26 protein-coding genes are annotated in these 26,909 nt (G+C 67.2%); 23 read left to right on the forward strand and 3 right to left on the reverse strand.

Annotated features, from left to right (window positions below; genetic code table 11):
- Positions 1 to 52: 52 nt before the first annotated feature.
- From ACWCIA_RS01345 to ACWCIA_RS01390, 10 genes are all read left to right on the forward strand, one after another.
- Positions 53 to 841 carry a hypothetical protein gene (locus ACWCIA_RS01345; protein ID WP_454160224.1) on the forward strand — a complete coding sequence of 263 codons (789 nt, stop codon included), beginning with the start codon at positions 53 to 55 and terminating at the stop codon, positions 839 to 841.
- 42 nt (positions 842 to 883) lie between these two features.
- On the forward strand, positions 884 to 3,130 hold the full coding sequence (locus tag ACWCIA_RS01350) for a penicillin acylase family protein (RefSeq protein ID WP_454160225.1): 2,247 nt from the start codon (positions 884 to 886) through the stop codon (positions 3,128 to 3,130).
- A gap of 10 nt (positions 3,131 to 3,140) precedes the next feature.
- Positions 3,141 to 3,695, forward strand: coding sequence for a sugar O-acetyltransferase (locus ACWCIA_RS01355; RefSeq protein WP_454160563.1), 555 nt, complete (start codon positions 3,141 to 3,143; stop codon positions 3,693 to 3,695).
- 81 nt (positions 3,696 to 3,776) lie between these two features.
- Complete coding sequence (locus ACWCIA_RS01360) at positions 3,777 to 4,328, forward strand: thymidine kinase (protein WP_454160227.1); 552 nt, start codon at positions 3,777 to 3,779, stop codon at positions 4,326 to 4,328.
- A gap of 21 nt (positions 4,329 to 4,349) precedes the next feature.
- Positions 4,350 to 4,907 (forward strand): hypothetical protein, encoded by a 558-nt coding sequence (locus tag ACWCIA_RS01365; protein WP_454160229.1) that lies wholly within the window; start codon positions 4,350 to 4,352, stop codon positions 4,905 to 4,907.
- Positions 4,908 to 5,065: 158 nt separating this feature from the next.
- The gene (locus ACWCIA_RS01370; RefSeq protein WP_454160231.1) at positions 5,066 to 7,342 is read left to right on the forward strand and encodes a carboxy terminal-processing peptidase; all 2,277 of its coding nucleotides are present in this window, start codon (positions 5,066 to 5,068) and stop codon (positions 7,340 to 7,342) included.
- Between the two features lie 182 nt (positions 7,343 to 7,524).
- Complete coding sequence (locus ACWCIA_RS01375) at positions 7,525 to 7,770, forward strand: PEP-CTERM sorting domain-containing protein (RefSeq protein WP_454160233.1); 246 nt, start codon at positions 7,525 to 7,527, stop codon at positions 7,768 to 7,770.
- A gap of 159 nt (positions 7,771 to 7,929) precedes the next feature.
- Complete coding sequence (locus ACWCIA_RS01380; RefSeq protein ID WP_454160234.1) at positions 7,930 to 9,132, forward strand: acyl-CoA dehydrogenase family protein; 1,203 nt, start codon at positions 7,930 to 7,932, stop codon at positions 9,130 to 9,132.
- Positions 9,133 to 9,141: 9 nt separating this feature from the next.
- A complete protein-coding gene (locus ACWCIA_RS01385; protein ID WP_454160235.1) occupies positions 9,142 to 10,296 on the forward strand; it encodes an acyl-CoA dehydrogenase family protein in 1,155 nt (384 codons plus the stop codon).
- Complete coding sequence (locus tag ACWCIA_RS01390) at positions 10,293 to 10,757, forward strand: MaoC family dehydratase (protein WP_454160237.1); 465 nt, start codon at positions 10,293 to 10,295, stop codon at positions 10,755 to 10,757. The genes ACWCIA_RS01385 and ACWCIA_RS01390 overlap by 4 nt, the downstream gene beginning before the upstream one ends.
- A 163-nt stretch (positions 10,758 to 10,920) precedes the next feature.
- Here ACWCIA_RS01390 and ACWCIA_RS01395 read toward each other — a convergent pair whose 3' ends face one another.
- From ACWCIA_RS01395 to ACWCIA_RS01405, 3 genes are all read right to left on the reverse strand, one after another.
- Complete coding sequence (locus tag ACWCIA_RS01395; RefSeq protein ID WP_454160239.1) at positions 10,921 to 12,147, reverse strand: acyl-CoA dehydrogenase family protein; 1,227 nt, start codon at positions 12,145 to 12,147, stop codon at positions 10,921 to 10,923.
- Positions 12,148 to 12,149: 2 nt separating this feature from the next.
- On the reverse strand, positions 12,150 to 13,205 hold the full coding sequence (locus tag ACWCIA_RS01400; RefSeq protein WP_454160565.1) for a phosphotransferase family protein: 1,056 nt from the start codon (positions 13,203 to 13,205) through the stop codon (positions 12,150 to 12,152).
- 103 nt (positions 13,206 to 13,308) lie between these two features.
- Entirely contained in the window at positions 13,309 to 14,013 is a 705-nt protein-coding gene (locus ACWCIA_RS01405) for a histidine phosphatase family protein (RefSeq protein WP_454160241.1), read from the reverse strand.
- Between the two features lie 272 nt (positions 14,014 to 14,285).
- On the opposite strand from ACWCIA_RS01405, the gene ACWCIA_RS01410 reads away from it, so the two are divergent.
- The 13 genes from ACWCIA_RS01410 (at position 14,286) to ACWCIA_RS01470 (ending at position 26,882) form a co-directional block, all read left to right on the forward strand.
- Entirely contained in the window at positions 14,286 to 15,989 is a 1,704-nt protein-coding gene (locus tag ACWCIA_RS01410) for a GspE/PulE family protein (protein WP_454160243.1), read from the forward strand.
- On the forward strand, positions 15,989 to 17,227 hold the full coding sequence (locus tag ACWCIA_RS01415) for a type II secretion system F family protein (RefSeq protein WP_454160245.1): 1,239 nt from the start codon (positions 15,989 to 15,991) through the stop codon (positions 17,225 to 17,227). Before ACWCIA_RS01410 ends, ACWCIA_RS01415 begins: the two co-directional genes overlap by 1 nt.
- Positions 17,224 to 17,772 carry a hypothetical protein gene (locus ACWCIA_RS01420; RefSeq protein WP_454160247.1) on the forward strand — a complete coding sequence of 183 codons (549 nt, stop codon included), beginning with the start codon at positions 17,224 to 17,226 and terminating at the stop codon, positions 17,770 to 17,772. The genes ACWCIA_RS01415 and ACWCIA_RS01420 overlap by 4 nt, the downstream gene beginning before the upstream one ends.
- Before the next feature lie 68 nt (positions 17,773 to 17,840).
- Complete coding sequence (locus ACWCIA_RS01425; RefSeq protein WP_454160249.1) at positions 17,841 to 18,383, forward strand: type II secretion system protein; 543 nt, start codon at positions 17,841 to 17,843, stop codon at positions 18,381 to 18,383.
- Positions 18,384 to 18,401: 18 nt separating this feature from the next.
- Positions 18,402 to 18,959 carry a pilus assembly FimT family protein gene (locus tag ACWCIA_RS01430; RefSeq protein ID WP_454160251.1) on the forward strand — a complete coding sequence of 186 codons (558 nt, stop codon included), beginning with the start codon at positions 18,402 to 18,404 and terminating at the stop codon, positions 18,957 to 18,959.
- The gene (locus ACWCIA_RS01435) at positions 18,949 to 19,557 is read left to right on the forward strand and encodes a prepilin-type N-terminal cleavage/methylation domain-containing protein (protein WP_454160253.1); all 609 of its coding nucleotides are present in this window, start codon (positions 18,949 to 18,951) and stop codon (positions 19,555 to 19,557) included. Before ACWCIA_RS01430 ends, ACWCIA_RS01435 begins: the two co-directional genes overlap by 11 nt.
- Positions 19,554 to 20,441, forward strand: coding sequence for a prepilin-type N-terminal cleavage/methylation domain-containing protein (locus ACWCIA_RS01440; protein WP_454160255.1), 888 nt, complete (start codon positions 19,554 to 19,556; stop codon positions 20,439 to 20,441). Before ACWCIA_RS01435 ends, ACWCIA_RS01440 begins: the two co-directional genes overlap by 4 nt.
- Positions 20,438 to 20,890: an agglutinin biogenesis protein MshP gene (locus ACWCIA_RS01445; protein ID WP_454160257.1), complete on the forward strand. Its 453-nt coding sequence runs from the start codon at positions 20,438 to 20,440 to the stop codon at positions 20,888 to 20,890. Before ACWCIA_RS01440 ends, ACWCIA_RS01445 begins: the two co-directional genes overlap by 4 nt.
- On the forward strand, positions 20,887 to 24,030 hold the full coding sequence (locus tag ACWCIA_RS01450) for a DUF6701 domain-containing protein (RefSeq protein WP_454160259.1): 3,144 nt from the start codon (positions 20,887 to 20,889) through the stop codon (positions 24,028 to 24,030). The genes ACWCIA_RS01445 and ACWCIA_RS01450 overlap by 4 nt, the downstream gene beginning before the upstream one ends.
- A 146-nt stretch (positions 24,031 to 24,176) precedes the next feature.
- Positions 24,177 to 25,118 carry an agglutinin biogenesis protein MshI gene (locus ACWCIA_RS01455; protein WP_454160261.1) on the forward strand — a complete coding sequence of 314 codons (942 nt, stop codon included), beginning with the start codon at positions 24,177 to 24,179 and terminating at the stop codon, positions 25,116 to 25,118.
- Complete coding sequence (locus ACWCIA_RS01460; protein ID WP_454160263.1) at positions 25,115 to 25,747, forward strand: PilN domain-containing protein; 633 nt, start codon at positions 25,115 to 25,117, stop codon at positions 25,745 to 25,747. Before ACWCIA_RS01455 ends, ACWCIA_RS01460 begins: the two co-directional genes overlap by 4 nt.
- Positions 25,744 to 26,523 (forward strand): hypothetical protein, encoded by a 780-nt coding sequence (locus ACWCIA_RS01465; RefSeq protein WP_454160265.1) that lies wholly within the window; start codon positions 25,744 to 25,746, stop codon positions 26,521 to 26,523. The genes ACWCIA_RS01460 and ACWCIA_RS01465 overlap by 4 nt, the downstream gene beginning before the upstream one ends.
- Positions 26,508 to 26,882, forward strand: coding sequence for a hypothetical protein (locus tag ACWCIA_RS01470; RefSeq protein WP_454160267.1), 375 nt, complete (start codon positions 26,508 to 26,510; stop codon positions 26,880 to 26,882). The genes ACWCIA_RS01465 and ACWCIA_RS01470 overlap by 16 nt, the downstream gene beginning before the upstream one ends.
- Positions 26,883 to 26,909: the final 27 nt, after the last annotated feature.

The raw sequence follows: 26,909 nt of genomic DNA on the forward strand, positions 1-26,909 counted from the left end.
GGCGCCACGAGCGCGTGAACACAGTAGTAGAAGAGAAGTCCAAGGACCCACATTGAATATCACCATCAACGACCAACTGCGCGCCTTCGTCGATCCGCTGACCGAGATCGAGTACGCCGCGCTCGAGCGCAGCCTGCTAGCCGAAGGCTGCCGCGACGCCCTCGTGCTGTGGCGCGACACCCTGATCGACGGCCACAACCGCTACGACATCTGCCGCAAGCACGGCATTCCATTCCGCACCGTCCATAACAACAACTTCGACACGATCGAGGACGTGATGCTGTGGATGATCGACAACCACCTGGCGCGCCGCAGCGTGTCGGACTTCCAGCGCGGGCTGCTGGCGCTGCGCAAGAAGGAAATCGTCACCGCGCGCATGGCCCAGAAGATGGCCGAGGAGCCGCCGGAACCGAACCCGGACGACATGGATTCGCGTCCGCCGCCGCCGTGGAACACGCGCGAGGAAGTGGCCAAGGCCGCGCGGGTGTCGAGCAACACCATCAGCCAGATCGAACGCATCCAGAAGGCCGCGACCCCGCAGCTGGTCGAAGCCGTGCGCACGGGCACGATCTCGATCAACGCCGCGGCCAATGTCGCCCAGCTGCCCGAGGACGCGCAGATCGCGGCCGTCGCCGGCGGGCGCAAGGAATTGCAGCAGGCCGCACGCCAGGTGCGCGAGCAGAAGGCGGCCGGCAAGCCGAAGAAGCTGGGGCCGGACGGCGAGCCGGTTGACGAAAAGCTCGCATTGAAGGCCGAGATCGCCGCGTTGAAGGACCGCATGGCGACGCTCTTGACCGAGAACGAGATCCTCAAGCAGAAGCTGGCCAACGCCGGCCTGTAAGGCCCACGACCGAACACGAATAACAAACACCGGAGACTCCGCATGTTCCTGTCACGCACCTCGCTGCCTCGCACCATCCTGTCGACCCTGGCCGGCACGCTGCTCGCCACCGCGGCGTTGCCGTCGCTGGCCGAGACGGCGCCGCCGGCTGCGGCAGCCAGCGCCCGCAGTGCGTCGGCCGCCGACCTGGCGCGCTGGAAGAAAACGGCGGCGCGGGTGACGATCATGCGCGACAAATGGGGCATCCCCCACGTGTTCGGCAAGACCGACGCCGATGCGGTGTTCGGCATGCTGTACGCCCAGGCCGAGGACGACTTCAACCGCGTCGAGCTCAATTACATCAACGCGATGGGGCGCCTGGCCGAGGTCGAGGGCGAAAAGGAAATCTGGCGCGACCTGCGCATGAAGATGTACATCCAGCCCGCCGACATGCAGGCCAAGTATGCGGCCAGCCCGGCCTGGCTGAAGGAATTGATGAATGCCTTCGCCGACGGCCTGAACTTCTACCTGCACACCCATCCCGAGGTCAAGCCGAAGCTGATCACCCGTTTCGAGCCGTGGATGGCCTTGTCCTTCAGCGAGGGCAGCATCGGCGGCGACATCGAGTCGATCGACCTGAAGGAACTGGAAGCTTTCTACGGCAAGCGCCCGGCACCGAAGCTTGCCGACAACCGCAACCTGCTGGACGCCGAGCCGCGCGGCTCGAACGGTTTTGCCATCGCGCCGAAGCTCTCGAGCACCGGCCGGCCGCTGCTCCTGATCAACCCGCACACCTCGTTCTACTTCCGTCCCGAGATCCACATGGTCAGCGAGCAGGGCCTGAACGCCTATGGCGCGGTGACCTGGGGCCAGTTCTTCATCTACCAGGGTTTCAACGATCGCGCCGGCTGGATGCATACCTCGGGCGGCGGCGACGTCATCGACGAATACCTGGAAACGGTGGTCGAGCGGGGCGGCAAGTTCTTCTACAAATACGGCAGCGAAGAGCGGGCCATGCGCGCGGTGCCGGTCACGCTGCCGTACAAGACGCCGCAGGGGACCATGGCCAGCCGCACCGTCACCGCCTACTTCAGCCACCACGGTCCGATCGTGCGCGGTGAAGACGGCAAGTGGGTGGCGGTGAAAATGATGGACGAGCCTGTGAAGGCGCTGACCCAGTCCTACAGCCGCACCAAGGCGAAGAACTACGCCGCCTTCTACAAGGCGATGGAGCTGCGCACCAATTCCTCGAACAACACGGTGTACGCGGATGCCGACGGCAACATCGCCTACTTCCACGGCAACTTCATCCCGAAGCGCGATCCGCGTTTCGACTGGAGCAAGCCGGTGGACGGCAGCAACCCGGCCACCGAATGGCAGGGCCTGCACGCGATTCCGGAGACGATCACGCTCTTCAACCCGGCCAGCGGCTACATCTCGAACACCAACAACTGGCCGTTCAGCGCGTCCGGCGCCAACAGCCCGAAGCGCGAGGCCTATCCCGACTACATGTGGTCGCTGCCGGAAAATGCGCGCGGCGTGCATGCCGAGCGCGTGCTCAAGGGCGCAAAGGACTTCACGATCGACAGCCTGATCGCGGCCGGCTACGACAGCTATCTCACCGCCTTCGAACCGCTGGTGCCGCAACTGGCGCGCGACTTCGACGCCTTGCCGGCCGATGACGCCCGCAAGACCTCGCTCGCAAGCCAGGTCGCGGCGCTGCGCGGCTGGAACCTGCGCTTCGCCGTCGATTCGGTGCCGACCTCGCTCGCCGTGTACTGGGGGCAGGAGATGGTCGCCGCCGCCGCACCGAAGGCACGCGCCGCCGGCGTGCCGACGGTCGACTACATCACGAAACAGATCGGCGCCGCCGATCGCCTCGACGCCCTGGCGCGCGCCACGGCGAAACTGACGGCCGACTTCGGCACCTGGCAGACGCCCTGGGGCGAGATCAACCGCTTCCAGCGCATCAGCGGCGCCGTCGACCAGCAGTACGACGACAGCAAGCCGAGCTTCCCGGTCGCCTTTACCTCGGCCAACTGGGGTTCGCTCGCCTCGTTCGGCATGGTTGCGAAGCAAAAGACCAAGCGCATCTACGGCGACCGCGGCAACAGCTTCGTCGCTGCCGTCGAATTCGGCCCGAAGGTGAGGGCGAAGAGCATCCTCGCCGGCGGACAGAGCGGCAATCCGGCCTCGAAGCACTTTGCCGACCAGGCGGCCATGTACGCCCGCGGCGAGTTCAAGGACGTGCTGTTCTACAAGGAAGACATCGAGAAGGGACTCGAGCGCAAATACCATCCAGGGCAATGAGAGGTCGATGATGGAACGCAGCGAGAAGGAAAAGATGCTGGCCGGTGAGCTGTTTCACCCCAGCAGCCCCGAGCTCCAGGCCGACCTGGCCGCCTGCGCGGCCTGGCTGGCGCGCTACAACGCGGCGATGGGCGAGGAAGCCGAGGCCTGGCAGGTCATCCTGGCGGAACGCATCGGCGCGGCCGGGGAGGGCGCCATCGTGCGCCCGCCTTTCTACTGCGACTACGGCTTCCACATCCACCTCGGCAGCAACGTTTTCCTGAACTACAACTGCGTGATCCTGGACGGCGGGCGCGTGACGATCGGCGACGACACCCGCATCGGCCCGGCCGTGCAGATCTACACGGCCGACCATCCGCGCGACCCGGAGGTCAGGCGCAGCGGCCTGGAATCGGGCCTGCCGGTGAGCATCGGCCGCAACGTCTGGATCGGCGGCGGCGCCATCATCCTGCCGGGCGTGACGATCGGCGACGATGCCATCGTCGGCGCCGGCAGCGTGGTCACGCGCGATGTGCCGGCGGGCAGCACGGTGGTCGGCAATCCGGCGCGCGTCGTCGGCAGATAAAACGGCCCACCGCCGCTGGCGCAGCGGCTTTCCCGCTTGCTATAATTTCGCGATTACAACATAGGCGTGCAAGGCAGGGCAGTGGCTAAACTCTATTTCAGGTATTCGGCGATGAACGCCGGCAAATCGACCGCGCTGCTGCAGGTGGCCCATAACTACGAAGAGCAGGGCCAGCAGGTCAAGCTCTACACCGCCGCCATCGACAATCGCTACGGCGTGGGCCTGATCACCTCGCGCCTGGGACCCCAGCGCGAGGTCGACACTTTCGACGGCGGCACCAATTTCCTGGCGGCCGCACCCGCGGTGTCCTGCGTGCTGGTCGACGAAGCCCAGTTCCTCAGCAAGGAACAGGTGCAGCAGCTGCACCAGCTGGCCCAGGTGCGCGGCGTGCCGGTCATCTGCTACGGCCTGCGCAGCGACTTCCGCGGCGATCCCTTCCCGGGCTCGGCCTACCTGCTGGCGCTGGCCGACGACATCGAGGAAATCAAGAACATCTGCACCTGCGGCAAGAAGGCGACGATGAACGTGCGCGTCGACAGCGAAGGGCGCCGCATCAATGAGGGCGAGCAGGTCAGCATCGGCGGCAACGAGAGCTACCGCCAGGCCTGCGGCCGCTGCTTCTACGCGCGCTGAAGTTAGCACCCCGAGCCGGCCATGAGCGCCTTGCCCGCCTGCGCCAGCATCGCGCCGGCCTTCCTGTGTGCGCACATGGACATCCTGCTCTACCTGCTGCCGTCGATGGCGCTGGCCTTCCTGTTCTGGATGCTCACCAGCGCCCATCCGGCCTTTTTCCTCCTGACCGCGCCCGGCACCCTGTGCCACGAGCTGGCGCATTTCGGCGTCGGCCTGCTCAGCAATGCCGAACCGACCGGCATCAACATGATCCCGCGCCGCCGCGGCCGGGTCTGGGAACTCGGCTCCGTCACCTTCGCCAACCTGCGCTGGTACAACGCCGCCCCGGCCGCGCTGGCGCCGCTGCTGGTCCTGCTGCTGCCGCTGGCGGTGGCGGCCTGGCGCACCGGCCCCGGCTGGCGCTTCGGTCCGCTCGACCTGGCCCTGGCGCCGCTGCTGGCGCCGCAGTTCTTGTCCTTTTGGCCCTCGCCCGTGGATTGGCGCCTGGCAACGCGCTCCTGGCCCTGGCTGGTGCTCGCGGCGGCTGCGGGCGCGCTGTACGAATGGCATGGTCTTCTGTTTCAGTTTGTAAAAAGCTGACACTGCGTGCTTAAGCCAGCCTTAATCTCGTGCGCACGCCCCGTTGAAGCCGCCTCTGCGCAGCCGCGCGATCCTGTAGAATGAGTTCGCACGCCGTCGATACCACAGGTACCCGGGCTTGCCGGCAGACACACAGTCCACGTTCGGAGAACGACTACATGAAGAAGCAGATGTTGATGGTTGCCCTGGCGTTCGCCATGTCCGCCCCCGCGGTAACCGCACAGCCAGAAAAACCCGCCGCCAAACCGGCAGCTGCGCAGGCAGCCCCCCAGCTCGCCACGCAGATGAAACCCATCGCCGCGCAGACGCAGGCGGCGCTGTGGGCTTCGCGCGTGCTCGGCCGCTACCACTACAAGGCGGTGCCGCTCGACGACGCGATGTCGGTCAAGATCTTCGACAACTACTTCGAAACGCTCGACAGCGAGAAGCTCTACTTCACGCAGGGCGACATCGACCGCTTCGCGCCCATGCGCACCCGGCTCGACGACGCCATCAACAACGAAGACCTGACGATGCCGTTCACGGTCTTCAACCTCTACCATCAGCGCTTCGCCGACCGCATGACCTATGCGCGCGGCCTGCTCAAGACCAAGCTCGACTTCACCGTCGACGAAACCCTGCAGCTCGACCGCGAGAAGGCTCCCTGGGCCAAGAACGAGGACGAAGTGCGCGACCTGTGGCGCAAGCGCGTCAAGAACGACTGGCTGCGCCTGAAGCTGGCGGGCAAGGAAGAAAAGGCGATCCGCGAAACGCTCGACAAGCGCTACGCCGGCTACATCACGCGCCTGCAGAAGCTGAACAACGAAGACGTGTTCCAGATGTTCATGAACGCATACGCCACCGCGATCGAGCCGCACACCAATTACCTGGGCCCGCGCTCGGCCGACAACTTCGACATTGCCATGCGCCTGTCGCTGGAAGGCATCGGCGCCGTGCTGCAGTCGCGCGACGAGTACACGATCATCCGCGAAATCGTGCCGGGCAGCCCGGCCGACAAGTCGGGCAAGCTGAAGGTCGGCGACCGCATCGTCGGCGTGGCCCAGGGCAACGGCCCGTTCACCGACGTGCTCGGCTGGCGCATCGACGACGTCGTGCAGCTGGTGCGCGGCGAGAAGGGCAGCACCGTGCGCCTGGACGTGATTCCCGGCGACGCCGGCGTCGACGCCAAGCACGTCAGCGTGTCGATGGTGCGCAAGAAGATCAGCATGGAAGAGCAGGCCGCCAAGAAAACCATCATCTCGGTCAAGGATGGCGGCGTCACGCGCCGCATCGGCGTCATCTCGCTGCCGACCTTCTACCAGGACTTCGAGGCGCGCCGCAAGGGCGACAAGGACTTCAAGAGCGCCACCCGCGACGTCGCCCGCATCCTGGGCGAACTGAAGAAGGACAAGGTCGACAACGTCCTGGTCGACCTGCGCAACAACGGCGGCGGCTCGCTGATCGAGGCGGTCGAACTGACGGGCCTCTTCATCGACAAGGGCCCGGTGGTGCAGCAGCGCACCGCCGAAGGCCGGGTCGAGGTCGAGAGCGACACCAACCCCGGCTTGGCCTGGGACGGCCCGATGGGCGTCCTGATCAACCGCGGCTCGGCCTCGGCATCGGAAATCTTCGCCGCCGCGATCCAGGACTACGGCCGCGGCCTCGTGATCGGCGAGCCGAGCTTCGGCAAGGGCACGGTCCAGACCCTGATCGACCTGGACCGCTTCTCGCAGTCCGAAAAAGTGCGTTACGGCGAACTGAAGATGACGATCGCCCAGTTCTTCCGCGTCAACGGCGGCACCACCCAGCTGCGCGGCGTGACGCCGGACATCAAGCTGCCGGTGACCTCGGACATCGAGAGCTTCGGCGAATCCTCGTTCGACAATGCGCTGCCATGGGTGTCGATCAAGCCGGCCACCTTCCTGCCCTCGGGCGACCTGAAGGAACTCGTCGCGCCGCTGCAGCAGCGCCACGAAGCCCGCATCGCGAAGGACAAGGACTTCCAGGAACTGCGTGAAGACATCGCGGAAGTGATGAAGCTGCGCAAGGAGAACGCGATCTCGCTGAACGAAGCCGTGCGCCGCAAGGAGCGCGACACCCAGGACGCACGCGCGAAGATGCGCGAAGCGCGCCTGGCCGGCGCCAAGGCGACCACCCCGGACGAACCGGTGGCCGCACCGGGCGGCAAGGAAGCACGCAGCAAGGTGCCGAACCCGACCCGTCCGGAAAAAGCGGTGGTCGCGGCACGCAACACGCCGCCGCGCGACGACGGCCTGCAAGCCGACGAGCGCGCGCTGTCGGCCGAACTGGCTGCGGAGAAGGCCGCCAAGGACGCCAAGGACGTGCTGCTGCAGGAGGCCGCCCACATCCTGGCCGACGAAGCGGGCATGCTCAAGACCGATACCCGCATGGCCTCGCGCACGATGCCGTACATGGCGAACGCACGCGGGAATTGATGCCCGAGTCACTGCCGGACAGTATCGCGTGAGGGTGGAAAGTCCTCGCTGAAGAAAGCTCCTCCGGGAGCTTTCTTTCTTTGTGACATAAACAACACGCGTTGTGCATTTCCGTTATTGCTGTGCTAACATCTGGTCGTATTTATAATATTTACTAGATCCAACTCCAACTAGGAACGACCATGCACATTCGCCACCTCGTCATCGCTGCCCTGTTTGCCGCGACTGGTGCCGCCCAGGCCCAGGCCATCGGCCCGAACGACGCCATCCAGCTCCCTGCACCTGCGCCGCTCGAACTCCAACCGGCCCCGGCCGAACTGACCCCGGTCGCACCGGAAGCCACCGACGTGCCGGAACCGTCGAGCATCGCGCTGCTGCTGGCCGGCGCCATCGGCGTGGGCGCCCTGCGCCGCCGCCGTTCGAAGTAATCCGCACCAGACGCATTCCCCTGAAAAAGGGTGGCAGGCCGCAGGCTCGCCACCCTTTTTCATTTTCATTTTCATTCTCATAAGGCTCAGATCTTTTCAGGTACAATCGTTGTGAACGATCGTGCTTTTTCTCCGGCGCGACGAAAACAAGGAGACCGAATGGACCTGAATTATTCCGCCGAGGACCTGGCGTTCCGCGACGAGGTGCGCGCCTTCCTCGACGCCAGCCTGCCCGCCGACTTGCAACACAAGGTTCGCCAGCACCTGCGCCTGACCAAGGACGACAGCGTACGTTGGCACAAGATCCTGTATGAAAAAGGCTGGGTGGCGCCCGGCTGGCCGGTCGAATTCGGCGGCCCGGGCTGGAGCCCGGTGCAGCGCCACATCTTCGACGACGAGTGCGCGCGCGCCGGTACCCCGCGCATCATGCCCTTCGGCATCAACATGGTCGCGCCCGTCATCATGGCCTTCGGCAGCCAGGCCCAGAAGGACTATTACCTGCCGCGCATCCTGTCCTGCGAGGACTGGTGGTGCCAGGGCTATTCCGAGCCGGGCGCCGGCTCCGACCTCGCCTCGCTGAAGACGACCGCCGTGCGCGGCACCGACGCGCAGGGCGAGCACTACATCGTCAACGGCCAGAAGACCTGGACCACGCTGGCCCAGCACGCCGACATGATCTTCTGCCTGGTGCGCACCGACAGCGGCGTGCGCAAGCAGGAAGGCATCTCCTTCCTCCTGATCGACATGCACTCGCCGGGCATCACGGTGCGCCCGATCATCATGCTCGACGAAGACCACGAGGTGAACGAAGTCTTCTTCGACAACGTGCGGGTGCCGGTCGAAAACCTGGTCGGCCAGGAAAACCGCGGCTGGACCTATGCCAAATACCTGCTCGGCCACGAACGCACCGGCATTGCCGCCGTCGGCGTCTCGCGGCGCGAACTGGACTTCGTGAAGGGCCTCGCCGGGCGCGAGAGCAAGAACGGCCGGCCGCTGATCGAGGACCCGCTGTTCGCCAGCAAGCTGGCCAGCCTCGAGATCGAACTGATGGCGCTCGAGACGACGGTGCTGCGCGTGCTCGCGCGCGCCGACCAGGCGCCGGGGCCGGAAGCCTCGGTGCTGAAGGTGCGCGGCACCGAAATCCAGCAGGCGGTCACGGAGCTGATGGTGGAAGCGGTCGGCCCGCTGGCGCTGCCTTTCGACCCGGCCTACCTCGAAGGCGAGCGCGAACACAGCGTGATCGACGACGACCAGGCTGCGCCCCTGCTGTCCCACTACTTCAACTATCGCAAGACGTCGATCTACGGCGGCTCGAACGAGATCCAACGAAACATCATCACCCAGATGATCCTGGGCCTGTAAGGAGAGCGCATGGACTTCAATTTCAACCAGGAGCAGCTCCAGTTCGCCGACGCCCTCAAGCGCTGGGCCGCGCGCGACTACGGTTTCGAGGCGCGCCGTGCGATCGTGCACTCCGAAGCGGGCACCTCGGAACAGGCCTGGGCCACGCTGGCCGAACTGGGCATGACGGCGCTGCCGGTGCCGGAAGCGCAGGGCGGCTTCGCCGGCACGGCGGTCGACATGTTCGTCGTCATGCAGGAGCTGGGACGGGCGCTGGTGGTCGAGCCGTATTTCGCGACCGTGTTCGGCGCCGAATTCCTGCGCCTGGCGGGCAGCCACGGCGAACTGCTGGAGCGCGTCGCAGGCGGCGAGCTGAAACTGGCCTGCGCCTTGGGCGAGCGCCAGTCGCGCCACGACCTGTTCGACATCGCGACCCGCGCCGAGCGCAGCGGAGACGGCTGGCTCCTCAATGGCGAAAAGAAGGTGGTGATCCACGGCGGCCAGGCCGGGATGCTGGTGGTATCCGCGCGAAGCGGCGGCGGCCAGCGTGGCGAGGAGGGCGTGTCGCTGTTCGTGCTGCCTGCCGATGCGCCGGGCGTCCACGTGCAGGACTACCGCACGCTCGACGGCCTGCGTGCGGCTGACATCCGTTTCGAGAACGTGCAGTTGCCCGAGTCCAGCCTGCTCGGCGCGGCGGGCGAGGGCGCCGGCATCCTCGACGCCGCCCTCGATTATGGCGCCGGCCTGCTGTGCTTCGAGGCCCTCGGCGCGATGCAGGCCCTGTTCGACGCCACCCTCGAGTACCTGAAGACGCGCCAGCAGTTCGGTGCGCCGATCGGCAAATTCCAGGCGCTGCAGCACCGCATGGCCGACATGTACATCCACCTCGAGCAGGCCCGTTCGATGGCCTTGCTGGCGGCCGTGAAGCTGGCATCAAGCGATGGTGGTGATGCAGGCGCCAGCGAGCGCCGCGGCGCCGTCTCCGCCGCCAAGTACCGCGTCAACGTGGCCGCACGCTACATCGGCCAGCAGGCGGTCCAGCTGCACGGCGGCATGGGCGTGACCGACGAACTGCCGGCCGCTCATTACTTCAAGCGGCTCGCCGCCATCGAAGTGACGCTGGGCGACGCCGACCACCACCTGGCGCGCTTCATCGCTCAGCCGGGCTTCCGGGAGGCGGCATGAGCGAATCCAGGCAGTGGTATTTCGAGGACTTCGCGCCGGGCCAGGAAATCGACCTCGGCCGGCGCACGGTGACCGAGGAGGAGATCATCGCCTTCGCCACCCAGTTCGACCCGCAACCTTTTCATATCGACCAGGAGGCCGCGGCGAAGTCGATCTACGGCGGGGTGATCGCCAGCGGCTGGCATACCTGCGCCATGATGATGCGCATGGTGGTCGACGGCATGCGCTGCGAGGAAGCCGGCATGGGCTCGCCCGGCCTGGACGGCGTGCGCTGGCTGCAGCCGGTGCGCGCGGGCGACACGCTGGCGGTGCGCTACCTGACCAAGCAGGTCAAGGCATCGAGCTCGAAGCCGGACCGCGGGGTGGTGTGGTCGAGCTGGGTGGCGAGCAACCAGCATGGGGAGACGGTGTGCACGATTGACGGGATGGCGATGTTTCGCAAGCGGGGAGCGGACGCTTGATGTAGGGTGGACGGCTCCACCCAGGATGCGGCATCGAGGTGTCGCGTGCGCCGCCCACGCGTTCAACCAGCAGGTGATCATCCGGAGTTATCCGGGGCCGGTTGAACGCGTGGGCGGCATCAAGGCCGGTGGCTGATCGGCCACCTTGGTGGAGCCGACCACCCTACGCGTATTTTCCTAGTTCCAGCTTCGCAATGGCGTTGCGGTGCACCTCGTCCGGCCCATCCGCCAGGCGCAGCGTGCGGTTGCCGGCCCACTGGTAGGCGAGCGGGAAATCGCCCGAGACGCCGGCCGCGCCGTGGGCCTGGATCGCCCAGTCGAGCACGTCCTGGGCCACGGTCGGCGCCAGCACCTTGATCATCGCGATCTCGGCCTGGGCCACCTTGTTGCCGACCGTGTCCATCATCCAGGCCGCCTTCAGGGTCAGCAGGCGGGCGGTGTCGATGCGGATACGCGACTCGGCGATGCGCTCGCGCCAGACGCCTTGCTCGGAGATCTTGCGCCCGAAGGCAACGCGGCTGTCCAGGCGGCGGCACATCAGGGCCAAGGCGCGTTCGGCGACACCGATGGCGCGCATGCAGTGGTGGATGCGGCCGGGGCCCAGGCGCCCCTGGGCGATCTCGAAGCCGCGTCCTTCGCCGAGCAGCATGTTCGACGCCGGCACACGGACATTCTCGAACAGGATTTCGCAGTGGCCATGCGGGGCATCGTCGTAGCCAAACACGGGCAGCGGGCGCTTGATGGTGATACCCGGCATGTCGCTCGGGACCAGGATCATCGACTGCTGCTGGTGGCGCGCGGCATTGGGGTCGGTCTTGCCCATCACGATGAAGACCTTGCAGCGCGGGTCGCCAGCGCCCGAGATCCACCACTTGTGGCCGTTGATCACGTAGTCATCGCTGTTATCACCTGCGCGCTCGATGCGGGTGGCGACGTTGGTCGCGTCCGAGGAGGCGACGTCGGGCTCGGTCATGGCGAAGGCGGAGCGCATCTCGCCGCGCAGCAGGGGCTCCAGCCACTGCTGTTTGTGTTCTTCGAGGCCGTAGCGTTCGATCGTCTCCATGTTGCCGGTGTCGGGCGCCGAGCAGTTGAACACCTCGGGCGCCCAGGGCACGCGGCCCATGATCTCGCACAGCGGCGCGTAGTCGAGGTTGGACAGGCCCTCGGGGGCGCGCGGCGACTTCGGCAGGAACAAATTCCACAGGCCCTGCTCGCGCGCCAGCGGTTTCAGGCGCTCGATGAGTTCGACCGGGACCCAGCGGTTCCCAAGCGCGCCGTTGCGGTCGACTTCCTCCTTGAAGGCGCCTTCGTTCGGGTAGATGTGCTCGTCCATGAAGGCGAGCAGGCGCTGGCGCAGTTCCTTGCAGCGGTCGGAATAATCGAAATCCATGCTCAGTTGTCCTTGGTCGGGTTCGCGAACTGCCAGGCCATCTCGGCCATCGGGCGCGCCGCCTTGCCGTTTTCCAGCGCCTGCGCGCTCGCGGCGGTGCCGTCGACATAGCGCTTCATGATGCCCTGCATGATGCCGGCCAGGCGGAACATGTTGTAGGCGAGGTAGAAGTTGAAGTCTTCCGGGCGGATCGTCTTGCCGGTGCGCTCGGAATAACGCTGAATATAGGCTTCCTGGTCCGGGATGCCGAGGGCGGGAAGATCGAGCCCGGCGATGCCGCGGAACTTGCCGGGCGGGATGTGCCAGCTCATGCAGTGGTAGGAAAAGTCTGCCAGCGGATGACCCAGGGTCGACAGTTCCCAGTCGAGCACGGCCAGGATGCGCGGCTCCGTCGGGTGGAAGATGATGTTGTCGAGCCGGAAGTCGCCGTGCACGATGGATGTGTCCTCGCCCGGCGGGATATTCCGCGGCAGCCATTCTATGAGGCGGTCCATGGCCTCGATCGGCTCGGTCTTCGAGGCCTCGTACTGCTTGGTCCAGCGCTCGATCTGGCGCGCGAAATAATTGCCGGGCTTGCCGTAGTCGGCCAGGCCGATGGCGGCGTAGTCGATCGTGTGCAGTTGGGCGATCACCCGGTTCAGCTCGTCGTAGATGGCGCCGCGCTCGGCGCTCGACATGCCGGGCAGCGATTGCTCCCACAGCACGCGGCCCTCGACGAATTCCATCAGGAAGAAGGCGCGGCCGATCACGGATTCGTCCTGGCACAGCGCGATCTGGCGCGGCACCGGGAAGCCGGTCTCGTACAGGGCGCTCATCACGCGGAACTCGCGGTCGATCGCGTGGGCAGAGGGCAGCAGTTTCGAGGCAGGCCCGGGCTTGGTGCGCAGCACGTATTGGGCGGCGCCGGCCCGCAGCTTGAAGGTCGGGTTCGACTGCCCGCCCTTGAATTGCTCGACCTCGAGCGGGCCACCGGGGTAGTCCGGCACGTTGGCGCGCAGCCAGGCGTCGAGCGCGTCGAGGTCGAAGCGCTGGCGCTCGGACACCGGCTTGGTGCCCATCATCTCTTCATACACTGGCGTCTCCTCCTGTGTTGGTTGTCAGGCGATTGTAGCCGATGAAACGCACGACCGTACTTATTTATGGGCGCGGGTCGGCTGAACCTCAGCGTGACCGTTTGTACTGCTCGAACAGCTGTTCCATGGTCGTGCTGCGCGCCTCGGGCTGGAGCGGGGAGGGCGGCACGTGGTTGACGAAGCGCACGACCCAGTCGCCCGGTGCGCTTCCGACGTCGAGCGCGTTGATGCAGCCGGCCGCCTGGGCCAGGCCGCCGAGGAAGAGGCGGCGGCCGGTGAGCGCCAGCGACAGGATCGCGCAATTGACGCCGCCGTGCAGCACCAGCAGGGCGGTCTGCCAATCCGGGTCGGCGCGCAGGCGCTCGACGGCCGGATGCACCCGGTCCATCAAGGCGCCGATCGTCTCGCCGCCGAGGAAGCGCTGGTCCTCGTCGACCAGGCCGTCGAAGGCGCCGGTGAAGGCGCGTTTCAGGTCGGCGGTGGGGATGCTGGACAGGCGGCCGCCGCGCAGTTCGACCAACTCGGGCCAGGTCTCGGCCGCGATGTCCTGCCTTGTTACGGCCAGCACGCGGGAGGCGGTTTCGACCGTGCGCGGCAGTCCGGAAACGATGACGCGGTCGAAACGGACGCCGGCGGCGGCGAAGGCGGCGCCGGCGGCGTCGGCCTGGGCCCGGCCGTCCTCGTTGAGCGGGACCTGTTCCGGGAGGAAGGGTTTGCCGGCGGCGTCGAAGTAGGTGACGCTGCCGTGGCGCATCAGGTAAATGCGCCGCCGGGCGCTTGCTTGGTCGTGCATGTGTTTTCCCAAAGTAGATCGAAGGGACGTAGGGTGGACGGCTTTGCCGTCCACGCGTTCAACCAGGGCAAGATCAATCGCGCAGGCGTTCAATCGTGGTTTGAACGCGTGGACGGGAAACCCGTCCACCCTACCGGTATCTCTTGATTATCTTACACGCCCCCCATTGTCAGGCGCGGCCAAAGCGCCACAAAACCCATTCCACTGGTAAACATCGCCCCGTTCTGTCTTAAAATGATTTCCCGTTTTCAAAATTAATTTCTAAGGGTGTCATGGCGAGGCCAGAAAAAGTCCGACTCGGCGAAATCCTGGTGCAACAAAAGCTCCTGTCCGAGGAGCAGCTCAACCAGGCACTGGCCGACCAGAAGCGTACCGGGCGCAAGCTGGGGCGGGTGTTCGTCGAGAACGGCTTCGTCACCGAGGAGCAGATTTCCGGCGCGCTGGCGCGCCAGATGAACATCCCTTACATCAACCTCAAGTTCTACAACATCAGCGACGCGCTGGTGCGCCTGCTGCCCGAGACGGCCGCGCGCCGTTTCCGCGCGCTGGTGCTGGAAGACCGCCGCGAGAGCCTGCTGGTGGGCGTGTCCGATCCGACCGACCTGTTCGCCTACGACGAGATCGCGCGCCTGCTGAAGAAAACCGTCGAGCTGGCGGTGGTCAACGAGACCGAGGTGCTGCACGCGATCGACCGCATCTACCGCCGCACCGGCGAGATCACCGATTTCGCGAAGGAAGTCGAGGCCGACATCGGCGACGCCTTCGTCGACTTCGGCGCCATGGCGGCCAATCCGGGCCTGGAAGAGGCGCCGGTCGTGAAACTGCTGCAATCGGTGTTCGACGACGCCGCCCAGGTGCGCGCCTCGGACATCCACATCGAGCCGCAGGAAGGGCGCCTGCAGATCCGCTTCCGCATCGACGGCGTGCTGCACCTGCAGACCGAGGCCGACATCAAGATCGCCACGCCGCTGGCGCTGCGCCTGAAACTCATGGCCGACCTGGACATCTCGGAAAAGCGCCTGCCGCAGGACGGCCGCTTCGCGATGAAGGTGAAGGGCCAGCGCATCGACGTGCGTATCTCGACCATGCCGACCCAGTACGGCGAGTCGGTCGTCATGCGACTGCTGAACCAGGCCGGCAACACGCTGCGCCTGGAATCGATCGGCATGCCGCGCGCCATGCTCGAGCGCTTCCGCGCCATCGTCCAGCGGCCGAACGGCCTGGTGCTGGTGACCGGCCCCACCGGCAGCGGCAAGACCACCACGCTCTACAGCGCGCTGGCCGAACTCAATTCGGTGGAAAAGAAGCTGATCACCGTCGAGGACCCGGTCGAATACCGGCTGCAGGGCATCAACCAGGTGCAGGTCAACGACAAGATCGACCTCTCCTTTGCGCGCGTGCTGCGCTCGGCCCTGCGCCAGGACCCGGACATCGTGCTGGTCGGCGAGATGCGCGACCAGGAAACCGCCCAGATCGGCCTGCGCGCCGCCATGACCGGCCACCTGGTCTTATCCACGCTGCATACGAACGACGCCGCCTCCACCCCGCTGCGCCTGATGGACATGGGCGTGCCGCGCTACATGGTCGGCGGCTCTCTGCAGGCCGTGCTGGCCCAGCGCCTGGTGCGCGTGATCTGCGAGAGCTGCAGCACGCCCTACGCGCCGACGGCGCCCGAGCAGGCCTGGCTGCGCGCGGAACTGGGCGAGCTGGTCGAGCGGACCCCGTTCTTCCACGGCAAGGGCTGCTCGCACTGCAACGGCACCGGCTACCGCGGCCGGACCGGCGTCTACGAATTGATGGAGATGACGCGTGCGGTAACGGACGCCGCCAACCATCCCGACCCGAGCCACTTCCTGAAGGTCGCGCACGCGGAAATGAAGGGCGAGACGCTGCGCCGCCACGGCGTGGCGCTGGCCGTGCAGGGACGCACGACCATCGCCGAAGCGATGCGCATCAGTAACCAGGTGGATGACTGATGCCTTTCTTTGCCTATAAAGGCCGCAATGCGCGCGGCGAACTGATGCAGGGCGTGCTGGAAGCGCTCGATGCCGGCGCCGTCGCCGACCAGCTGTTCGGCACGGGCGTCACGCCGGTCGAAATCGTGGCCACGCGCCGCACGGCGGCCAGCGGCGCGGGAGCGTCGGACACCTGGCGCCGCCTGCGCGAAAAGAAGGTCACGTCGATGGACGTGCAGCTGTTCAGCCGCCAGATGCACACGCTGCTCAAGTCCGGCGTGCCGATCATGCGCGGCCTGGGCGGCCTGCAGGACTCGAGCACCAGCCCGGCCTTTGCGCGCGTCATCAAGGACCTGCGCGAGTCGCTCGACTCGGGGCGCGAACTGTCGACGGCGATGCGGCGTCACCCGGAATGCTTCAGCAGTTTCTACCTGTCGATGGTGCGCGTGGGCGAGATGACGGGCCGCCTGGAGGAAGTCTTCCTGCGCCTGTTCGACCACCTCGAATTCGACCGCGACATGCGCGACCGGGTCAAGTCGGCGCTGCGCTACCCGAGCTTCGTGATGTTCGCGATGGCCGGCGCGATGGTGGTCGTCAACCTGCTGGTGATCCCGCAGTTCGCCAAGGTGTTCGCCAGCATGCACGCGACGCTGCCGCTGATGACGCGCATCCTGATGGGGACCTCGCGCTTCACGGTCGACTACTGGCCGCTGCTGGGCGCCCTGGCCGCGGGCGGTTTTTTTGCGTTCCGGTCCTGGGTGGGCACCGCCGCCGGCCGCTATCGCTGGGACAGGCGCAAGCTGCGCCTCCCGATCGCCGGCAAGATCATGCTCAAGGCGACCATGGCCCGCTTCGCGCGCAGCTTCGCGCTCTCGATGAGGAGCGGGGTGCCGGTGGTGCAGGCCCTGACGGTGGTCGCGCAGACCGCCGACAACGCCTACCTGGCTGCGAGGATCGAGCAGATGCGCGACGGGGTCGAGCGCGGCGAAAGCATCCTGCGCACCGCGACCGCCGCCAACGTGTTCACGCCCATCGTGCTGCAGATGATCGCGGTCGGGGAGGAGACCGGCTCGCTCGACGACCTCATGGACGAGATCGCGCTGATGTACGAGCGCGAAGTCGACTACGAGCTCAAGACACTGTCGGCGCAGATCGAGCCGATCCTGATCACCTTCCTCGGCGTCATGGTGCTGGTGATGGCGCTCGGCATCTTCCTGCCGATCTGGGACATGGGCAAGGCTGCCCTGCATCGCGGATGAAACAGGACCGGTCACGCTGGCAGCGGCAGGGCGGGGCGACGCGGCTGGAGCTGGCCGTGGCGACCATCCTGGCGGCCGTGCTGGCTGGACTGTTGTTGGATCGCCTCATCGCCTACCAGGGCGAAACGGAGCGTGTTGCTGTAAAACAACTCATCAGTTCCCTGCGGACGGCGTTGGCCGTGCGCTCGGCCGAGGTCATCGCGCGCGGCGAGCAGGGTGGTTTGGCGGCACTTGCCGAGCAAAATCCGATGCGTTGGCTGCAGAAGACGCCGGCAAACTACCTCGGGGAATACTATGCGGCCGGCGCGGAGGGCTTGCCCAGGGCTTCCTGGTATTTCGACCGGACCGGGCAGGCACTTGTTTATCTACCTTCTGCACATAAAAGTTTTTCCACAGAGATACAAAAAATTCTGATCTTCAAGGTAAAATTGTTGCGTGTGCCCGATCCGGTCGAAGCAACTGGACGGAGGGAGGTCACCGCCGGCCTGGTGCTCGATCAGATGGAAGATCGGCCGCTTGCCTTCAACACCAGTCTCAAGCATTAAGCCTGGAACAATAGCCTAACAATCAAGCGGTGACCGTACCGCGTCGACACTACTCGGAGAAGAACTACATGAACAAGAGCATGAAAGGCCAGCAAGGCGGTTTCACCCTGATCGAACTGATCGTCGTCATCGTCATCCTCGGCATCCTGGCCGCGACCGCGCTGCCGCGCTTCGCCAGCCTGGGCGGCGAAGCCCGCCTGGCCAGCCTGAACGCCGCCAAGGGCGCGCTGTCGGCGACCTCGGCGATGACCCACGGCAGGTTCCTGCTGGCCCGCGCCGAGAACATTGCGGTCGAAGGCATCAACGTCCCGATGAACCTGGCCTCGGGCTATCCTTCGGTGAGCAATGCGACGCAAGCGCAAGCCCTGGCCGACGCTTCGGGCCTGACCACCTCCGACTACACCGTCTTCGTCGAAGGCGCCGCCGATGCGAATCGTCCGGCCGTGGCCGCCAACCAGCTGGCGATCGTCCCGAACAGCATCGTCGGCACCCCGACCGCCGCCACCTGCTACGTGATGTACACCGCCGCCGTCGCCCGCGACACCGCCCCGGCCTACGCCGTCGGCGTGCCGGGCAAGGGCGCGGCGGACCGCGTGAAAGACTGCGAGTAATCCCCTTCGCCTGATCCCGTGGCCGGCCTGCATCCGCGACGAACCCGTCGTGCACCCGGCCACGGTGCGCTCCGCCACCGTGGTTTCACCATGGTGGAACTGATCGTCGTCCTCGTCCTCATCGGCATCGTCTCCACGGTGGCCGCCTCCCGCTTCTTCGAACGCTCCAGCTTCGACGCCGCCGCCTGGTCGGACCGGGTCAAGTCCATGCTGCGCCACGGCCAGAAGATCGCCATCGCCCAGAACCGCCCCGTGTTCGTCCTCCTCGCGCCCGGGCGGGTCGCCCTGTGTTTCAGCGCGCAGGCCGACTGCCCGCAGGACCTGCAGGTGCGCGCACCCGGCGGCGCCAACAGTGGATCCGATGCCACCCTCACCGCCTGTGGTTCCGACAGCTGGATGTGCGAAGCGCCTCCCGAGGGCCTGGCCGTGACGGTGCCGGCCCCCGCGATCCGCTTCGACGGCCTGGGCCGCGCCAGCGCCGGCGAGCTTGCCGGCGCTCGGTATGCCATCTCCGTCAAGGGCAGCGACCTGACCCGCTCGATCGGGATCGAAGCGGAGACCGGCTATGTCGACTAGGTCAGCCAGCGTTCTCCGGCGCCAGGCCGGCGTCACCCTGATCGAACTGGTGATGTTCATCGTGATCGTCGCGGTGGCGCTCGCCGCCGTGATCGGGGTGATCAGTTTTACTTCCGCCAACAGCAGCGACCCGCTGCGCCGCAAGCAGGCGCTGATGATCGCCGAAGGCCTGCTGGAAGAAGTGCAGCTGGCCGGCTTCAGCTTCTGCGACCCGCGCGCGGAGAACGCCGACAGCGCCCAGCAAACCGCCGAGTGCACGCTCAGGGAAGAATTCGGCAACGAAGGACCGGCCGGCACGGCCTTCCTGCGTCCCTTCGACAACGTCAACGATTACGTCGCCTCGGCCGGCACGCCGGCGGCGCCTTTCAATAACGCGGCGGGCGCACTGAGCGACGCGCTCGGGCGTCCGCTCGGCGTGGATGGCTACCAGGCCACCGTGACGATCACGCCGGACCGGCTGGGCGACATCGCCGCCGCCGGGACGAGTGCGGACGCCGACGCGCTGCGCATCCGCGTCACAGTTACCTTCGAAGGGGGCGACCCGGTGCTGCTGGACGGCTACCGGGCGCGCTACGCGCCGGTCCCGCGGGGCGAATGATGGCGCGCACCTGTTCTTTCTCGCGTTCGGCGCGCGGCTTCACCCTGGTCGAGGCGGTCATCGTGATCGTCATCATCGGCGTGATCGGCGCCATCGTCGCGGTCTTCATCCGCTCGCCGATGCTGAGTTATACCGACACGGTGGCGCGTGCCGAGGCCAGCGACGAAGCCGACCTGGCCCTGCGCCGCATGGCGCGCGACATCCGCCTGGCGCTGCCCAACAGCGTGCGCGTGAGCGCAAGCGGCGACGCCATCGAATTCCTGCTCACGACCACCGGCGGGCGCTACCTCGACGTCGACGACGCCGCGACCGGCGGCACGCCGCTCGACTTCGTCGGCACGGGTACCACGTTTTCCGTCGTCGGCGGCCTGCGCGCAGACGTGCTGCCGAACCAGTTCGTGGTCGTCTACAACCTCGGCCCGGGCATGGCGCCGGCCGACGCCTACGCCATCGACGGCGCGGACCGCAACATCGCCCGGGTCGCGCAGGGCGCGCAAGCGGGCGCCACCGAGATCACGCTGGCCGACAACCCCTTCGGCGGGCGCAACGAGCCGATGCCCTCGCCGGGACGCCGCTTCCAGGTGGTCGACGGCCCGGTGATGGTGCGCTGCGAACCCGAGGGCGACGGCTTCGTGCTGCGCCGCTACGCCGGCTATCCGATCAGCCTCGAGATGCCGGGCCGTCCCACGAGCGGCAGCAGCGCGGTGCTGGCGCGCCGCGTCGCCGCTTGCACCGACGTTTTCCGCTACGACGTGGCCGATGCCGAACTGCGCCGCAGCGCGCTGGTCCTGCTGTCGCTGGCGCTGCATACGCGCAACAGCGGCGACGCGGCCGAGCGCGCCGTGCGGCTGGTGCATCAAGTCCACGTCGACAACACGCCATGAAGCAAACCCTTCCTGTCCCGATCCGCCGCAGCGCGGGCGCCGGCCTCGTCACCGCGATCTTCCTGCTGGTGGTGCTGGCCGGCCTGTCCGTCGCGCTGGTCGCCATCTTCACCAGCCAGCGCCAGGGCGTGCTGCTGGACGAGCAGGGCGCGCGCGCCTACCAGGCCGCGCGCGCCGGCATCGAGTGGGGCCTCTACCAGCGCCTGCGCGGGAGCGGCTGCGCGCCGGGCGCGGCGCATCCGGTCGCGCTGGGCGGCGAGGTGCTGGGCGGCTTCACGGTGAGCGTGAGCTGCACCCGCATCGCGGGGCCGGCTTCCGAAGACCCGGCCGTGAACCTGGACCGCTGGATCGTCCGCTCGGTCGCCTGCGCTCCGGCGGACGGCAACGCCTGCCCGGAAGCCTCGGGCAACCCCGACTTCGTGCGGCGCGTGATCGAGGTGCAGATATGAGCCCCGTCTCCCATCTGGCCTTGCGCGCCTTTCTGCCGCTGGCCCTGTCGCTTGCCTGTGTTGCGCCGGCGCGTGCCGATACCCCTATCGCGCTGTGGAAAGCCTTCGATGGCCGGGTCAATTTCACCGGTACCCAGGTCAGCCTGCGTACAGGCAGCAACAGCAACGGCAAGGGCAATACCCGGGACTGCACCGTCACCGCGCCGACCACCAACCGGACTGCGATCCTGACTGTCCCGACGGGTGCGACCGTCGTGTCCGCCCAGTTGTACTGGGCAGGTTCCGGACCGAGCGACAGCACCGTCACCTTCGAGTCCCGGGATGTGACCGCCGGTCGGAAGTACACCTCGGCCAGCGTAGGCAGCGGCTTCGACTACTTCGGCGGTGCGGCCGATGTGACAGCCATCGTCCAGGCCAAGGGCAGCGGCACCTACAATTTTTCCGGCCTGACGGTGTCCAACGGCAGCCCATGGTGCGCTTCGCAGGGCGTGCTGGGCGGGTTTGCGCTGCTGGTAGTGTATTCGCACCCGTCGCAACCGGAGCGCGTGCTGAACATCTACGAAGGCTTCCGATACGTGCAGAACGGCGAGGTCGTCGTCAACGCCAACAATTTCCGCTGGAACCGGACCATGACGCCGGTCGACGAGCTTGCGCGCGTCGGCCACATCAGCTGGGAAGGCGACCCGACGCTGTCGCAGGACGGCGAGCGCCTCCTGTTCGAGGGAAAGGAAGTGTTCGACACGCTCAACCCGGCAGGCAACCAGTTCAACTCGGCGAGCAACATCAACAACGACGACTATTCGCTCGGTGTCGATTTCGATGCCTACGATACCAAGGTGACGCTCTGGTCCGGCTTTGACGCGACGGTCACGACCACGTACCGCACCGGGCAGGACATGGTCCTGCTGAATGCGGAAATCCTGGTGGTGCCGACCATCCCGGTGTCGGACTTGTCGGTCGCGCTGGCGCGTTCGGGGCCCTTCGAGGTCGGCCAGAACGCCGAGTACACGGTCACCGTCACCAACAACGGCCCCTATACCGAAGCAGGCCCGATTACCGTCAGCAGCACGCTGCCGGCGGGCATGACCTATGTGTCCGGCAGCGGCAGCGGCTGGACCTGCAGCGCGAACGGTGCGAACGGGGTCTGCACCTATAGGGGTGCGCTTGCGCCGGGAACGAGCGCACCGCCCCTGCAGGTCACGGCCGCGGTGAAGACGACCGGCGAGAAGACCAGCACGGTGACGGTGGCGGGCACCGGCGACGACAATCCGGCCAACGATTCCGCGTCCGACACGGCCACCGCCATCGACCGAACCGTATCGACCGACCCGACCCCGGCGACCTTGGATCCCTACCTGTTCACCGATAGCGCGTGCACGCCCGGGATCAAGATCGGCGCGGCGGGACAGGGCTGCAAGCTCTACACCGCTGCGGTCGTGGGCGGGCGCGCCGCGCCGGTCTTCATCACCGCCACGCGCGAGGGCACGCCCGCCGCGCCGAGCGACACGGCCGCCACCACGCGCTCCATGCAGTTCGCCCTCGCATGCATCAATCCCGTTGCCGGCACGGTAGCCGCCGCCTACGCGGGCGCGGCCATCCCGGCCTGCGCGGCGGCCGGGCAGCCGCTGGCCTGGTCGAACGCGGTCGACGTCAGCTTCCCGGCGAAAACGGCGTCGGTCAAATACGACTTCGTCTATAACGACGTCGGCCAGGTCAGGCTCAGCCTGAGAGAAGGCGGCGGCACCGCCGCGACCGAGCCGTTTGTCAGCGCGCCGCTGCGCATCGAGTTCAAGAGCATCCGCTACGGTAACATCGTCAATCCCGGCAATACCACGCCTGCCAGCGCCGGCTTCGCACCGGCCGGCGCGACGTTGACGGTCGAGATCGGCGCGCGGCTGGACGGCGCGGCGGGCTCTGCGCCGGCATTCGCGCCGAACTTCGGCAACGAGAAATTCCGGCCCGGCCTGGCGCTGGGCCGCTCGGCGCTCCCCGGCGTCGGCATCGCCAGCCTGGGTGAACTCTTCGAAACCGGCGCCCGCGCCTGGAAGGGCGGCATCATGGCCACCGAGGCGTCATGGAGCGAAGCCGGTGCGATCGGATTCGGAACCGGCCTGGTGGACGCCGCCGATCCCGCAGACGCCGGCAAACAAAACTTCTACCTCGGCGTGCCGGTCCCCGGCAGCACGGCCGCGGTCGGGCGCTTCTATCCGGCCTATTTCAAGACCATCGTCACCGGTCCCTTCGATTGCCCGGCCAACCTTCCCGGGGTCTACCCCTGCCCGCGCGACGATCGCGGCGCCGTCTATTCCGGGCAGCCCTTCGACATCACGGTCGAGGCCTACAACGCGAACAACGAACGGCTGAAGAATTTCACCGGCGACTGGTTCAGGACGGTGACCCTGAGCGCCGTGAGCGCGGCCGGCGGCACGCCGCTCGCGTCCAACCTGGTGCCGCAGGCCGGCGAAACGAAGGTCGCGATCACGAAGACGACCGCGCTGTTCGACCCGGTGGCGAATACGACCCTGAACGTGATGCAGGCCAGCGCCGCCTACCGGCTGGCCGTGGGATACAGCAACCTGCAGCCGCGCGCGACCAATTTGACGGCGCCGACCGCCGTGTTCGTGCGCGCCGCCGCCACCGAAAATGTTTTGGGCGGCAATATCGAGATCAGCTCGCTGCGCACCGGCGAGGTGTCGGACGAGGGCGGGGTGCTGGCGCTCAACGGCCGCCTGAAAGTGCCGAACGCGCTCGGCAGCGACATCCTGCGCACGGCGCTCGGCCTGCGCGCCGAATACTGGGCGGGCGCCGCGGGCTGGCTGGCCAACCCGGCCTACGCGGATGCCGCCGGCGCCCCCGGCACGGCGACGCGCTTCCTGAGCTGTTCGCCGAAGTTCGCCAGCGCCGGCACCACCTGCGACACGAACGTGGCGGCGGCGTCCAGCCCGCAGCAGGTGCGCCTGGCCAGGGGCGCCGGCGTCCTCTGGCTGCGCGCACCAGGCAAGCTGGCCGGCGGCGCCGCGCGCAGCGGCAATGTCACCCTGCAATTCGACGGCTGGCCCTGGCTGCCGAGCACGATCGGGCGGGTGACGTTCGGCACCCATCGCAGCCCCGTAATCTACGTGCGCGAAATGTATTTCTAAACCTGCGGTGTTGCAGGGGCGGCCCATCGGTGCAGGCGCCGCCGATTTTCTTCGATCTCCTGAGCGATCTTGAATATAATCAAGTTTTTACGGTCAGACCGTCCCTGACCCTTGTCCGAAGCCCGCTTCACTCCACCACGGCCCGCATGCGTTTTTTTAGAAAAGCAAAGAAAAGAGAAGGCTGGCTCGCCATCGCGCTGCAACGCGACGGCCTCGCCGTCATCAGCATGCAGACCTCTCCCGATATTCGTCCCCAGGTGCGCCAGGCCGTGTTCTACCCGGGAAAAAACTACGCCGAGCTGCTCGAGAAAGCGGGCCGCGAGCTGCACGCCCATGCCTACCGCTCTATCACCGTGCTGGCCGGCGGCGAATACCAGATCCTCTCGGTCGACGCGCCGAACGTGGCGCCCGACGAACTGAAGACGGCGGTGCGCTGGCGCCTGAAGGACATGCTCGACTTCCACGTCGACGATGCCACCATCGACGTGCTCGACCTGCCGGTCGACCCCAATGCGGCCGTGCGGGCCCAGCATTCGATGTTCGCCATCGCCGCGCGCAACAGCGTGATCGAGGCGCGCCAGAAGCTGTTCACGGCGGCGAGGGTGGAGCTGGCCGTGATCGACATCCCCGAGACGGCCCAGCGCAACATCTCGGCTTTGGTCGAGCCGCCGGGACGCGGCGTGGCCATGCTCTCCTTCGGCGAGGAGGGCGGCCTGCTGACCGTGTCCTACCGGGGCGAGCTGTACCTGACGCGCCGTATCGACCTCTCGCTCGACCAGTTGCTCGACGAGGACCTGGAGCGGCGCCATGCCAGCTTCGACCGCGTCACCCTCGAGCTGCAGCGTTCGCTCGACAATTTCGAGCGCCAGTATTCCTTCATCAGCGTGGCCAAGCTGGTGCTGGCGCCCTCGAGCGTGCAGGGCCTGGACGACTACCTGTCGAGCAACCTCTACACGCCGGTCGACACGCTCGACCTGGCCACGCTGTTCGACTTCGAGCGCGCCCCCGGGCTGGCCGACCCGCTGCAGCAGCAGCGGTTCCTGGTGCCGCTGGGCGCCGCGTTGCGCCACGAGGAGACGGCGCTGTGAGCCAGCAGATCAACCTGTTCAACCCGGTCTTCCTGCAGCAGAAGAAGATCTTTTCGGCGCGCACCATGGCCGCGTCGCTGGGTGCGCTGCTGGTCGGCGTGGCCGCGCTCCAGCTGTACGGGAACATGCGGGTGGCCTCCCTGCAGGCCCAGGCCGACGCCGGCGCCGAGCAGCTCGGGAAGACCGAGGCGCGCCTGGCCACCGTCAACAAGGAGTTCGCGCCGCGCCAGAAGGACCCGGCCCTGGACAGTGAACTGGCCGAGGTCCAGCGCCAGCTGGCCGCGCTGCGCGAGGTCTCCGGCGTCCTGGAACGAGGCGAACTCGGCAACACCCGCGGCTATGCCGAGTACTTCCGCGCCCTGGCGCGCCAGCATGTGGACGGCCTCTGGCTGACCGGCCTGAGCATCCAGGGCGCCGGCGCCGAGATCGGCGTGCGCGGGCGCGCGCTCGACCCGGCGCTGGTGCCGGGCTACCTGAACCGCCTGACGCGCGAACCGGTCCTGCAGGGCAAGTCCTTCGGCGGCATGCAGATCACTGCCGCCGCCGGTACTGCGGGTGCCGCCCCGGGCGCCGCCACGTCCTATGTCGAATTCAGCCTGTCCTCCGGCGCGGAGCCGGCGAAGCCATGAAAGAGCGCCTGATCCAGCTGGCCGCCCGCGTCGACGCGCTCACCCTGCGCGAGCGCGTGCTGCTGTTTGCGGCCGGCGCGGCCGCCATTGTGTTCGTCGCGTTTTTCGTCGGGCTCAAGCCGATGTTCGCGAAGCAGGAGGCGCTGCGCCGCCAGATCGTGCAGCAGCAGAACAACATCGAAGGACTCGACACCGAGGTGCGCGTGAAGGTGGAGGCGGCCCAGGTCGATCCGGACGCGCCCGTGCGCGAGCGCATCGCCAGCGCGCGCGCCGAACTCGACGCGCTGGCGGGCAGCCTGCGCGCCATGCAGAACGGCCTGGTGGCGCCGGAGCGCATGGCGCCCCTGGTCGACGCAATCCTGCGCGCCAACGGACGGCTGCAGCTGGTGGCCATGCGCACGCTGGCGGCCGAGCCGGTCGCGGGCGCCGCAGCGCAGCCGCAGCCGCAGTCGCAAGCAGCGGCGCAAACAGCGCCGGCCTTGCCGGCGGGCGTGGCGGCGGCCGCCGCGGCGGCAGGCATGACACCGACTGCGCCGGCGGCGAGCACGCCGGCGGCGGTGCCGGCGCAGGGGGCCGCGCTGCTGTACCGCCACGGCGTCGAAGTCACCGTGCGCGGCAATTACCTGGACATGATCGCCTACATGGCGGCGCTCGAAGCGATGCCGACCCAGCTGTTCTGGGGCCGCGCCCAGCTCGAGGCGGAAACCTGGCCGGCATCGCGCCTGACCCTGCACCTGTACACCCTGAGCCTGGATGCGAAATGGATGAAGTTGTGAAGCGGTTTGCCTGGCTCCTGTTGTTAATGTGTGGCGCCGCCGGCGCCCAGGCCTTGCCGGATCCGACCCGTCCGCCGGCGGCGCTGCAGGCACGCCCGGAGGGCGCGCCTGCAGCCGCTGCTGAACAACGCGCGCCGCAGCTGCAGTCGGTGCTGATCGCGCGCCAGCCCGGCGGGCGCCACGTCGCCGTCATCGACGGCGAGACGGTGCGCCTCGGCGAGCTGTTCCAGGGCGCCCGCGTGACGCGCATCGAACAGAACGAAGTGGAACTGGTGCGCGGACGCGTGCGTCAGGTCCTGCGCCTGCATCCTCCCCCCGCGGCCGGCATGCGCGGCGCCGGGCGGGCAGGCAACCAGTGACGTGCAATGAATGAGCTCCAGGCCCTA

Source organism: Massilia sp. SYSU DXS3249 (assembly GCF_053668055.1).